Below are 11,363 nucleotides of genomic sequence, written 5' to 3' on the forward strand. Positions count from 1 at the left end.
CCTCTGACGTCATCTGAGTAGCCTCGGTGAGGTTCGTAGGTGTCGATGAACTGACGACCGCAGGCGACGCAGATGTGATTTTGCTTACCTTTTCTCTTACCGTTCTTACGGATGTGAGTGGCTCCGCACTCTGGACATTGCATCGCAGATTCCCTCTAATTCATCTTTTAATTATGCAACGCCGACTATCTCTGGTTTTATCGGCGGCTGATCGAGAGTCTCAATGATCAGTCTCAACGCCAGATGCTCGTTGAACTCAAACAAAACGTAGCTGCATTAGAGAAAATCGTTGTCTCAAGCAGCCGCGATCGCTGCTTTAACTGGAGAAGCCAGGGCCGCAGTAGAGCGAACCCGGCAGATGAAGATGTGATAGTTCAAGTGCATCCAGGTAACAGCCATAGATGAATTCAGGCCCTGCAAAGGGTCTAAAGCTGTCAGCAGGTCATCATCAGTTTGAGCTGATTGCTCGGTGGGCTGTGCGTACTAAAGATTTACGGCGATCGCTCCTAGAGCATGTCCCCCAAATCGTTCATTTTTCCGGTCATGGCACTGGCGAGCCGGGTCTGATTTTGGAAGATGAGCTCGGTCAGACCCAACCTATCACCGGCACAGTCCTGGCTAGACTGTTCTTTTACGCCTAGCGAGAACTGACATATCGTCGAACTTGAAGATCGTGAAGTAACCATTAGACAGCATGAGCCAGCATTTCTTCTGTCTTAGCTAAACTGCTTCAACAGCCAGCGATTGACGGCTCCGTCGTCTTCGGTTTGGCTGCGCTGTAGAGCTTCTTCGATGACCGATATGGGTAAGTCGGGGAGGACTGCGGAGACCTGAATTTGGCGACTGCCACCGTCTGCGATCGCAAACGCAATCACTGTTGCAGTCTCTACATTGACGACCCAGTATTCCTGGACGCTTAACCGCTCGTACAGCAGGCGTTTTTGGCCGAGATCGTCGCTTAAGGTGCTGGCAGAGATTTCAATAGCTAAGTCTGGTGGGCCATAGCGATCGACATCGACGGGTTGATTATTTTTGGGGGGACGCTGGATGTCTGGGCCGATGTAGTAGGCCAAGTCTGGCTGGCATTCGCGTTCACCTGCTTTCCGAAAGCTGCCGTTGGTAAATGAGATATAGCTAATGTCTTTTAGGGTGCCGTAGAGACTGACCACGGCAGCCAGAATTGAGTTGTCCTGACCGTGGGCTGAACCAATCGGCATAGTTTCAATTCTCATCCAGCCAAGGTCGTAGTAAAAACGGGCTTTTTCCAGGTCGGGATGTCCTGTTAGCGTCAAAAATTCGTCCCAGGTGGCTACTACCCAGGTATCAGTGGCTATGGCTGGGGTTGCGTTGACCATTGGCTCTCACCTCGTGAGTTCCAGTGTACTCAAATTCTGCTGGTGCGATCGCAGGCATGTCACTTTCAAATCGGGACTTGATCCAGGGTGAACATCAATGGATTTACTTGACTGAGCAAAGCTGATTTTTAACTTCAGAAGGTTGCCTCGCCCTTCTTTATTGTCATATTGAGTAAAACTTTGCCGTTTTGAAACTCGCGGGCGATAGTCAAGTTTCCATCAATGCGTATCTTGATGTCCCTCTGTTTAACTTTAGTGTTTGGGTCGCGAGTAATGTAAAACTTGCCATCGCTGTCTTTAGAAAGGACCGGTCAGCCTGCGAAGAAATTGATACAGCAACTCAGGATGCGATCGCTATCACTACAATTCAGTTCACTCCCGAAGAATATTTTGAAGTGGATTGGAAACTGGGCAATAAGAGTACAGCCAGCTATCAAGAGTCGCCCGCACAGTTTCTATCCGAATGGGTTTAGCAATATAGTCATTCATGCCTGCTGCTAGGCACTTTTCGCGATCGCCCTCCATCACGCTTGCCGTCATCGCAATAATGATAGGCGACGAATCTAGCGCCATCTGGCGCAGTTGGCGTGTTGCTTCAATGCCGTCCATTTCTGGCATCCGCACGTCCATAAAGATGAAGTCGTAGGGCTGCTGCCGGATGGCCGCCAAAACCTCTAGCCCGTTGGTAGCTGTCTCAATCGTGTAGCCAAGCTGAGCAAAGACTCTGACCGCAACTTTTTGATTAACGGCACTGTCTTCGGCCAGCAAAATCTTAGGGAGTGGGCGATCGCCAGCATCAGGGCGTTTGGCTGGCTGTGACAGCTTTGACATGTTGAGGTCAGTCGCGATCGCCGGTTGGGCCGCAATTGTGAAGCCCACCTTAGTTCCCTGACCGATCCTGCTTTCAATCCAAATTTGTCCCTGCATCAGGTTGACCAATCGCTTGCAAATAGCCAGGCCCAAACCTGTGCCTTCAAACTTTCGCGTGGAAGATGAATCAGCTTGAAAAAAGGGTTCAAATAGAGAAGCCTGTTGCTCAGCCGGAATGCCGATACCAGTATCTCGAATAGTGAACAGCAGCCGATCGCCTTCCTGGGACTTTACGGCTACCTCAATCTCACCCTGATCGGTAAATTTGACCGCATTGCTGAGCAAATTGACTAGCACCTGCCGCAGCCGAATCACATCTCCCTGAATCCAAGCAGGTACCGTAGGAGCCACATGCAAGTTCAGCTCCAATCCTTTAGATTTGGCTTCTGCCACCAGCAGATTGACCACCTCATCCAAGCAGGTTCGCAGCGCAAAGGGCCGAATCTCCAAATCGAGCTTGCCCGACTCTACCTTAGAAAAATCCAGGATGTCATTGATAACAGCCAGCAGGGAGTCCCCGCTGAGGCGAATGGTTTCAACATAGTCCCGCTGTTCATCCGTCAGTTGGGTATGATCCAGCAGGCTCGTCATGCCGATTACCCCGTTCATCGGCGTGCGAATTTCATGACTGACCATTGCCAAAAACTCAGACTTAGCCTGAGCGATCGCCTCAGCAGTCTCCTTCGCCTGCTGCAGCTCTAGCGTATCGTTGCGAGCCGCCAGCAGTTGTCGCATCGTCACCAAGCTGCTCTTAACTACCAAATAGACAAACAGCGCTCCAAAAAAGAAGATAGCTCCCGTCAGCGCCAGCAAAAGCGACTGATAGCCAACCAGTAATAAACCTAGCACTCCCAGATAGCCGCACAGGAAGAAGACCATCAGCCATCGCAGCACCTGCCAGGTTTTGCGCGTCGGCTGCTTTTCAACTAGCTGTAGTACGTGCCTTGTCTCTAAGATGGAAAGAAATAAAACACCGCCACCACTTAGAATCAAGAGGCCCGTCAGAGCAAGGTCAACCATAAAGGGACACGGACTCTCAAGGATTGATTACTTTAGTCTACCCGCAGTCCGCGGACGGAGTTGAATCTGCCCCAGCGATCGCGTTCACAGGCTTTTTCTAAACTTTCTGTTCTAGCAACGCCAGCATCTGCTGCAGCAAAAGCTCATCGGGTCGGGTCGCCAGAATTGACTTAACCAGGTTAACAAAGGCATTGTCTAACACGGCATCATCCTTAATCGTTTTGCTAGCTGCGTAATAAGCCACCTCTGGTGGTACATCTAGCTCATTGGTGGCTCCTGTCCGCAGAAGCTGCCGCTGGCGATTCCAGATTAAAGACTTGCCGCGCAGCGTTAACTGAAACCAGTCAATCTGGTCGGCTTCCATTTCGCCGTGGATATCAAAGTAAGCTTCTTTCCCCTGGTACCAGATCCGCGTTTTACCCGGTGATGTGCCTGGCTTCAGGTAGTCAGCGCCAATCTTTCTCAGAGATTGACCTAGCGCAGCAGTGTCTGCCTCATCTAGCTTTGAGATCCAACTGCTGGCAGAAGAGGTGTTATACGACATGATTTCATGGTGAGTGGTAATTCAGTCATAGCTGCTCCCTTGGTAACTATTAAGACAAGCCAGGGGGGCTTTCCGGAATGTTTGATAGACAGTTTTATCAGTGGATTACGACTAGGTGAACGCAGCGTGAGTTTGCGACCGCCGCCAGCGCGCCTATCCCCTACCGCTACAATAGAAAATTGACGCGCCTTTGTGGCTGGGATATGGCTGTAGATTTTATTGATGAATTTGAAGTTGTAGTTGTGGGAGCAGGCCATGCAGGCTGCGAAGCGGCTTTGGCTGCCGCTCGATCGGGCTGCCGCACTCTGCTGCTCACTCTGAACTTAGACAAAATTGCCTGGCAGCCCTGCAATCCGGCTGTCGGTGGCCCGGCTAAGTCCCAGCTTACTCACGAAGTCGATGCGCTGGGCGGCGAAATTGGCAAAATGGCCGATCGCACCTATCTGCAAAAGCGGATTCTCAATAACTCTCGTGGTCCGGCAGTCTGGGCCTTGCGCGCTCAAACCGACAAGCGGGAATATGCCGCTGTCATGAAAGAAATTGTGGAAAATCAGCCCCATCTCACTATCCGCGAGAGCATGGTAACGGATTTGGTGCTGGGGGCCAATGACGAAGTGGTTGGGGTCGAAACCTACTTCGGCGTCGCTTTTCGTTGTAAGTCAGTCATTCTCACGACTGGAACCTTCTTAGGCGGCGTCATCTGGGTGGGCAACAAGTCCATGCCTGCGGGTCGCGCGGGCGAGTTTGCCGCCGTAGGGCTGACGGACACGCTGAACCGTTTAGGCTTTGAAACCGGGCGGCTGAAAACAGGAACTCCAGCGCGAGTAGATAAGCGATCGGTAGATTACAGCCGGCTAGAGCCGCAGCCCGGAGACGAAGCGGTACGCTGGTTTAGCTTTGATCCAGAAGTCTGGGTCGAGCGAGAGCAAATCCCCTGTCATCTCACCCGCACGACAGCTGAAACCCACCGGCTGATTCGAGAAAATCTGCACTTGTCTCCAGTTTACGGCGGTTGGGTAGATGCCAAAGGGCCGCGCTACTGTCCCAGCATCGAAGACAAGATTGTTCGCTTTGCCGATAAAGAAAGTCACCAGATTTTTATTGAGCCAGAAGGCCGTACTATTCCAGAGCTGTATATCCAGGGCTTTTCCACTGGATTGCCAGAGGCACTGCAGTTGCAAATGCTGCGATCGCTCCCTGGTTTAGAACACTGCGCCATGCTGCGACCGGCCTATGCAGTCGAGTACGACTACTTGCCTGCGACTCAGTGCTTCCTAACCCTGATGACCAAGAAGGTGGCCGGGCTGTTTTGCGCTGGGCAGATCAATGGCACCACAGGTTACGAAGAAGCCGCCGCCCAGGGAATTGTCTCAGGCATCAATGCGGTGCGCTTTGCCCGCAATCAGGAGATGATCATTTTTCCGCGCGAGCAGAGCTATCTGGGCACGATGATTGACGATCTCTGCACTAAAGACCTGCGTGAGCCTTACCGGATGCTGACATCCCGTTCGGAGTATCGGCTGCTGCTGCGCTCAGATAATGCCGATCAGCGACTGACACCGCTGGGACGCGAATTGGGCTTGATTAGCGATCGCCGCTGGGATCTCTTCACCCGCAAGCAGGCTAATATTATGGCTGAAAAGGCTCGTCTGGAAGCCACCCGCATCAAAGCCCATGAATCTGTCGGTGAGAAAATTGCGGCTGATACCCAACAGCGAATCAAAGGCTCCATCACCTTAGCCGACTTGCTGCGCCGCCCCGGTTTTCACTACGTCAATTTAGAGCAATACGGCCTAGACAATCCAGAGCTAGATCAGGCTGAAAAAGAAGGGGCCGAAATTGACATTAAGTATTCCGGCTACATTCAGCGGCAGCAAAATCAAATCGATCAGATTTCTAAGCAAACTAACCGGAAGCTGCCGGAAAATTTGGACTATCACGCGATCGATACGCTTTCCAAAGAAGCCCGTGAAAAACTTGCTAAAGTTAAGCCGCTCACCATCGGTCAGGCAACTCGCATTGGCGGCGTTAATCCGGCGGATGTGAATGCGCTGCTGGTACACCTAGAAATTCAGTCGCGCCTCAGCGAACAGGCGGCTCAAAAAGTTTCGGTGTAGCAGTTTCCTTAACGTTATTGAAGACTGCGAGAGTGCTTAGCGCGCTTTAGAACACTTGCTTCGTCTAAGGGGCTAGATGGATGATAAGACAAGCATAGGGGAGTGGCCATCTTTACAGGCGGAGTTAGGCTTTCAGCAGCGGCATAAAACTGTCCCCGCTCTAGTTGCGGCACATCATCCCCTGTTCCGCCCCGCTGTCTAATTTGATCGCGAATTACATCAATGGCAGCGGGAGAATTAGCACGGCCATAAAACTGAGTCGAGCAGTTGGCGATGATGTTGTGATCGATGCTTTTGGGAGCCTGGGTTGCAAAGATCAAGCCCAGACCATACTTGCGCGCCTGGGCTGCTAGTCGATTTAGGCTCGATTTGCAGGGCGTAGTCCCCTTCGACGGGACGAAGTCTTTGGCTTCGTCAATTACCATTAAGCCTCTGAGCGGTTGCTCAGGGGGGGCTGGATTTTTCTTAATCCAGGTAAAAAGGGTCATTGCAAGCTGATTCAAAAACTGTTGTTGCTGAGTTTGGCCCGGTAGCCCAACAAAGTTAATCACCGAGAGGCGAACTTTATCTGAAGATGGGTTTGCCCCCAACAGTAACGCCGGATCTAAGGCCGCTCCCTGCTGTCTTAGCAGGGGATTATTAGAAATTTCTGCATATAAAGCATCAGCCATGTCCTGCGCTTTTTGGGCTGCTTTTGAAATATTTCCGGTGGCTTCTTCCGGTAAATCAGCCAGAAATTCAGCAAAACTGTCTAAACTGCCGCCCCCTGCTTTAGCAAAGCAGTGCAAAGCGTTTCTTAGAATACCCCGTTTGACTTTTATGGTTTGGGCCGTGCCGGAAATCACAGTGTCTTGGAGGCTGTCACGGGCCATGTCTATGGCTTGATTTAGCTCATCTGAGTTGTCAATGAGTGCCGCAAAATCAGGCAACGGGTTCAGCGTCATCGGATTTCCGGCCTCTCGGCCAGGTGTCCAGACGACAACTTCTGTACGGTGGTAATACCGCTCTGCTTTTTCTCGGTCTTGAGCTGTCAAAGCGGTTGGCGGCTGCGGCCAGCGATCGCCCAATCGGGCCAAATCATTGGCACAATCAACCACAATTGCCGGAATTCCCTGTAGTGCAGCTTCTTCAACTAGGCGGCGAACTAAGACGGTTTTTCCTGCCCCGCTACTGGCTAGGATGACAGTATGCTTGGTTAAAACTTCTAATGGAATCGAAAGGGATGTTGTCTGCTGTCCGTTTAAAGGGCTACCAATTGGTAAGCCTTGAGAGGTGGTTGAAATAGGCTGGCTGACAGGAGGAAGAGGCTGAGTACATGAGGCTGGCTGGTTAACGACAGGAACGCGGCCATTGGTAGAGGCTTGAGCTGGAACGACATGCGCAGAGGTGCCATTGGCAGAGGCAATATCAGTTTGAGGAGTGACTGTTTCTGAGAAACGCTTAGTCTCTTGGAACAGCCAGGCTACTGTGTTTTGCATAAAGGGCAACTGAGAAACTGGACGGCGATCGCGCAGCCAAGTATTAAAATTCGGTAAATTCTGACGTTTGAGCTGATGCAGTGCCCCTATAGTCCGCAGCTCTGCCTCTGTCGGATAGGCGAACAGGCCGCCAGCTTGTAAGCATGTCTGAGTTAGCTCTTGGGTTTTGGCGCCACCAGGTAGGTCGTGGGTGCGCACAATCATTAAGCGCCGAAAACTCAGAGCGTGATCAATACCTGAAATTGTCATGGCGGCTTTTAGTCTAGCTCTGTAAGCCGCGTGATTTGAGCGCTGTAAGGCTCTCAGACAAAGGTGCTTTTCGCGATCGCCTTCTTCTCGAAACACCAGTCGTACCCGCGAGTGCATTTGGGGATAGTTGCGCCCGCCTGGAAAACGAGTTTCGGTAAAGGCGTCAATCTCATCAGCGGTAGGGTTTTCTAAGACTAAGCAATCACCAACGGTTTCTAGCCACTTGCCTAAAACACCATCTTCCTGACTTTCATCAAGGGCAGCCTGAATATTGACCTGTCGTTGAGCAGCCGCAAATGCCCGATCGATTGTCTCGAAGCCATTTATTGGCGGCTGAATTGGATCTGCCGGATCAAACGTGTTTAGCTCAGTGACTTCTCCCACCGCTAAACACTGCTGACGATGCTGATCGCAGCGCTGTAGAATCCGGCGGGGTGATTGCCGAACGGCAGCTTGAAAAAAGGCGTCAGTATAAGGCCAGGTTGGATAAGGTGGCATGAAGCCAATCTGCTCATAAGCTTTTTGTAATCGAGCCTGAATAATGCTGCGGGCAGTCTCAGTTTTCAGTACCCTACCCAACACTAATGGCATCTGAAAACGAGCTTGAAACGTGCTGATGACCTGCTGCCGCAAAATTTGCCAGGTCGCCTCCAGGCAAGAGGTGATAATTTGGGTGCGATAGGTTTTATCGCGCAGTGCCATCAGACCGCCACCAATGCCCTCGATGATGAATTTGGAAGTCTGCTGTTCTGCTGATAGCTCGGCACCAGTGGCGGCACTAGCCACATAATGATGCTGCGTAACAATAGCGTCAAACTGATCTAGAGCCAACACCGAGGCTCCCCGCAGACTCATAATCCAAGACAAGCCTTCAACAATGTCGCTGAGTTGACTAGCTACGCTGGCTTTAAACCCAAACAGTTGCTTGTCTGTAGGTTCAATTTCTAAACCCTGAAGCCAGTTATAGCCAATTCCCGATAGGGCAAAGTCCTCTGAGTTGAGGAGTATTACAGCCCGGATGACGTCTTGGAACTGAATGGTTTTTGGCTTTTCTTTTTTAGCAAGCGCGTTCAAAATAGCGTTGACACCGTTTTTCAAAGCTTCATGTGTCAAACTAGCCATTTTCTTGGGTGTGACAGAACGTTCGGTGAACGAGACTAGACAGGCAATTAGCTTTTGAATTTGAGGCATACCCTTTGAGTCAGCTTCCTGTAAGGAACTGACATAGCCCTGTAAGACCGTTTCCCAAAAATCCCGCACATCAGTCATATCGACCAGTACGAAGTTCATCCCTTGGGATAGGGCATATTTGCGGATGGCTCCAAGCAGGTGTGTCTTACCCGATCCAGCTTCTCCTGTAATAGGAAAACCTAGAGGAGATTGAGTATCAGCAGCCTGATTCAGTTTATTTAATGCGCTTTCAATTTTTGTACGTTTCTCTTGATGAAGATCGTTAACATTTGAGGTATCTTGCCAGACGCTTTTGACGTGCATTGTCCAGCTAAAGTCAGCTATTCTGAGTGCTTGAATTGCAGAATCTCTCTCCGACATTGTTTTTATACTTGCAAATAAACAATATGACTCTTATGCCCACCGATTTCTACAGCTGCTTCATCATCTTCTGGATTGATCTCTTGAGGGTCATCTAAATGCATGAGTACAAGTTTTTCTGAAAGCTCCATTTCTCCTAAAACTCTATCCACCTCTGAACGAGAAAACTCACCTAAATGTTGTCGCAAATCGGCCAGTCGAACACGTACACTAGGTTGCCCACCTGAAACTTTCATATACGCTTTGCGGATGCTTGATTCTAGGTCATTCTCAACTGGCAAATTCTCTTGTATGTCTGGTTCTGACTGTCCTTCAACTGCAAGAAATTCGGCAAGGGAAATATTGTACTTTTGCAGAGACTTGTTCATTTTGATCAGCAACGTTTGAAGAACAGGTACCGCATATTTAGATAAAGAAAGCTGGGCATCGAAGTTCTCCACAGCCCAATCCCAAGCTTTGTCCTCTAACACAATATGCGTCGCTCGACCACGCCTATCTAACTGAATTAGGCCAGTCTCTAAAAGTACCTTCCGCTCAGCAGGCGACAAATCTGGTTGGACTTTAGACATCATTGGCTGATCACCTGTAATAATCAAATTCCAAATGACAAGCGCGTGTTTAGGGGTCAACTGAGTGCTCATATCGCTATTTTGCTTAGGTGAAATTAGGTGTTGCGACGAAACCGTACCACATCTCGAATCTTTTCAACAGCGCGTTCCACATCATTAACAACCTCATCATGAGGCAATCTTAAAATCAAATAGCCGCTAATTAAAAGTTCATAATCTCGGTGGCGATCGCGGCGAAATCCAAACTGATTGCCATGATGTCGATAGCCATCCACCTCCACAATCACTCGTTCCTGCGGCCACAGCAGATCGACTAAATACTGGCTATGACGAATCGTGTATACGGTTTGATTGAACTGAAATAATGAAGCGAGTTCCACATCTTTAGCCAACCACTCAGCTAGCTTTTGCTCGCCCGGACTGAAGGGATGGGGTCTGCCCTGAACTGGAAAAACGACATGGGTTGACTCTTCAAAATCATCCTCTTCAGGCATTTGAAAGAGTTTGGGCAGCGCGATCGCCCCGTATAGGACGCTGTCTAACTCACTGGCCTGAGCCAGCACTTCTGGGATGAATAGAGCAATCCGGGCCTGAGTCTGATGGGCTATCCAGCTAGCAGCTTTTGCTAAACCTAGTAGCTGATGCGCTAAAGGCTGTTCATCTTCAACAGCGATCGCTACCACTAAATTCTCGGGATCAATCGTCAATGCAAGCTGAGATAGCTGGAGTGCTCTTGTAAAACCAGGCAATACAGGCTGTTTTTGACTTTGACACGCGTTAACCGCAGCTTTTAGCCAAGGTAAACAAATAGCCTTCGTTCCTGCCTGCAACTCCAAGCATTTGAAATGATTGAGTAAGGCTGTCTCTGTTAGACATGGACTAGAGCGGCAAAAAATATCCTCTTGGCAATACCACCGAGGCCACAGTCCATAGGCAGCCTGTGCTAAAGCTTGCAAGACATCTTCAATAATCGTTTGCTGATCAGGTAATGAGTTCCAAGCCTGAGCGATGAAGCGATAACTATTCGTCCAGCTTGTAGCATTCAGCTCCAGATAAGGCAGCGTACCAGCGACATCATCACACACAAAAGTAGCGACCTCGCCTTTAGAAAGCTGGTCTAAGTAATCGTACAGACAAGCTAAGCCCTGAGTAAACCGTTGCTCCATGTGCCTGGAAGACTCTGTCAGCCTGTAATAATTGCGTCAATATTGCGACTAGGTAACAACAGCAACCAGCTCAAACTTTGATAACTTAACTGTTGTGGCCTATCTCTTGATACTTATAGAACTTAACAGCTAGCATTACCGCTAAAGAGGTAGACAGCTAGTTTAGACAACCAAGTAAGAGTCTACATATTCAAACTAGGCAGACAGCTCACTATATCTGTGCAACACTTTTACATAAGATATAGTAAATTGCGACTTTAGCAAGCTGAAATTTCAAGCAAACTGTAGAATTTGATAAAGATTTTCAGTAGATATGGCTTAAATGCTCTTAAATGCTAATTTCTGTGATAGAAATCGAGATCGTAGCCACCTTTGACCGCTCTGGTGAGGAGTTGCGTCCTCCATCGGTAGCTATAAAGCAGAGGAAGCGACAAAAACTCTGCA

Annotated in this window: 9 protein-coding genes; 2 read left to right on the forward strand and 7 right to left on the reverse strand. The window is 49.6% G+C overall.

Translation table 11 applies throughout. The features are described from left to right. Positions 1-143 (reverse strand): IS1/IS1595 family N-terminal zinc-binding domain-containing protein (locus tag QJQ48_RS16240; RefSeq protein ID WP_428843059.1); only part of this gene is annotated, 143 nt, incomplete at its 3' end. A 258-nt stretch (positions 144-401) separates the two neighbouring features. Between QJQ48_RS16240 and QJQ48_RS16245 the strand changes: the two genes are divergently transcribed. Further along, a complete protein-coding gene (locus tag QJQ48_RS16245; protein WP_346292291.1) occupies positions 402-641 on the forward strand; it encodes a hypothetical protein in 240 nt (79 codons plus the stop codon). A 75-nt stretch (positions 642-716) separates the two neighbouring features. Here the strand turns inward: QJQ48_RS16245 and QJQ48_RS16250 are convergent, their stop codons facing one another. The 3 genes from QJQ48_RS16250 to QJQ48_RS16260 form a co-directional block, all read right to left on the reverse strand. Next, positions 717-1,355, reverse strand: a complete 639-nt coding sequence (locus QJQ48_RS16250) for a Uma2 family endonuclease (protein ID WP_346292292.1) — start codon at positions 1,353-1,355, stop codon at positions 717-719. Between the two features lie 372 nt (positions 1,356-1,727). Further along, entirely contained in the window at positions 1,728-3,245 is a 1,518-nt protein-coding gene (locus QJQ48_RS16255) for an ATP-binding protein (RefSeq protein WP_346292293.1), read from the reverse strand. A 97-nt stretch (positions 3,246-3,342) separates the two neighbouring features. Continuing rightward, positions 3,343-3,789 (reverse strand): hypothetical protein, encoded by a 447-nt coding sequence (locus tag QJQ48_RS16260; protein WP_346292294.1) that lies wholly within the window; start codon positions 3,787-3,789, stop codon positions 3,343-3,345. 203 nt (positions 3,790-3,992) lie between these two features. Here QJQ48_RS16260 and mnmG point away from each other — a divergent pair, with 203 nt between their 5' ends. Continuing rightward, complete coding sequence (gene mnmG, locus QJQ48_RS16265) at positions 3,993-5,906, forward strand: tRNA uridine-5-carboxymethylaminomethyl(34) synthesis enzyme MnmG (RefSeq protein WP_346292295.1); 1,914 nt, start codon at positions 3,993-3,995, stop codon at positions 5,904-5,906. 14 nt (positions 5,907-5,920) lie between these two features. Here mnmG and QJQ48_RS16270 read toward each other — a convergent pair whose 3' ends face one another. From QJQ48_RS16270 to QJQ48_RS16280, 3 genes are all read right to left on the reverse strand, one after another. Then, positions 5,921-8,923 carry an ATP-binding protein gene (locus tag QJQ48_RS16270; RefSeq protein WP_487247700.1) on the reverse strand — a complete coding sequence of 1,001 codons (3,003 nt, stop codon included), beginning with the start codon at positions 8,921-8,923 and terminating at the stop codon, positions 5,921-5,923. 266 nt (positions 8,924-9,189) lie between these two features. Beyond that, the gene (locus tag QJQ48_RS16275) at positions 9,190-9,825 is read right to left on the reverse strand and encodes a hypothetical protein (protein WP_346292297.1); all 636 of its coding nucleotides are present in this window, start codon (positions 9,823-9,825) and stop codon (positions 9,190-9,192) included. A gap of 23 nt (positions 9,826-9,848) precedes the next feature. Next, positions 9,849-10,919: an endonuclease domain-containing protein gene (locus QJQ48_RS16280; RefSeq protein ID WP_346292298.1), complete on the reverse strand. Its 1,071-nt coding sequence runs from the start codon at positions 10,917-10,919 to the stop codon at positions 9,849-9,851. Positions 10,920-11,363: the final 444 nt, after the last annotated feature.

It is taken from the genome of Sphaerothrix gracilis Ecp01 (assembly GCF_030405905.1).
Classification (GTDB): Bacteria; Cyanobacteriota; Cyanobacteriia; order Phormidesmidales; family Phormidesmidaceae; genus Sphaerothrix; species Sphaerothrix gracilis.

Excerpts from the sequence above, each read along its gene's own strand:
- QJQ48_RS16245 (WP_346292291.1), top strand. The coding sequence starts at position 402 with ATGAATTCAGGCCCTGCAAAGGGTCTAAAGCTGTCAGCAGGTCATCAT.
- QJQ48_RS16250 (WP_346292292.1), bottom strand. The coding sequence starts at position 1,355 with ATGGTCAACGCAACCCCAGCCATAGCCACTGATACCTGGGTAGTAGCC.
- QJQ48_RS16255 (WP_346292293.1), bottom strand. The coding sequence starts at position 3,245 with ATGGTTGACCTTGCTCTGACGGGCCTCTTGATTCTAAGTGGTGGCGGT.
- QJQ48_RS16260 (WP_346292294.1), bottom strand. The coding sequence starts at position 3,789 with ATGTCGTATAACACCTCTTCTGCCAGCAGTTGGATCTCAAAGCTAGAT.
- mnmG (WP_346292295.1), top strand. The coding sequence starts at position 3,993 with ATGGCTGTAGATTTTATTGATGAATTTGAAGTTGTAGTTGTGGGAGCA.
- QJQ48_RS16270 (WP_487247700.1), bottom strand. The coding sequence starts at position 8,923 with ATGAACTTCGTACTGGTCGATATGACTGATGTGCGGGATTTTTGGGAA.
- QJQ48_RS16275 (WP_346292297.1), bottom strand. The coding sequence starts at position 9,825 with ATGAGCACTCAGTTGACCCCTAAACACGCGCTTGTCATTTGGAATTTG.
- QJQ48_RS16280 (WP_346292298.1), bottom strand. The coding sequence starts at position 10,919 with ATGGAGCAACGGTTTACTCAGGGCTTAGCTTGTCTGTACGATTACTTA.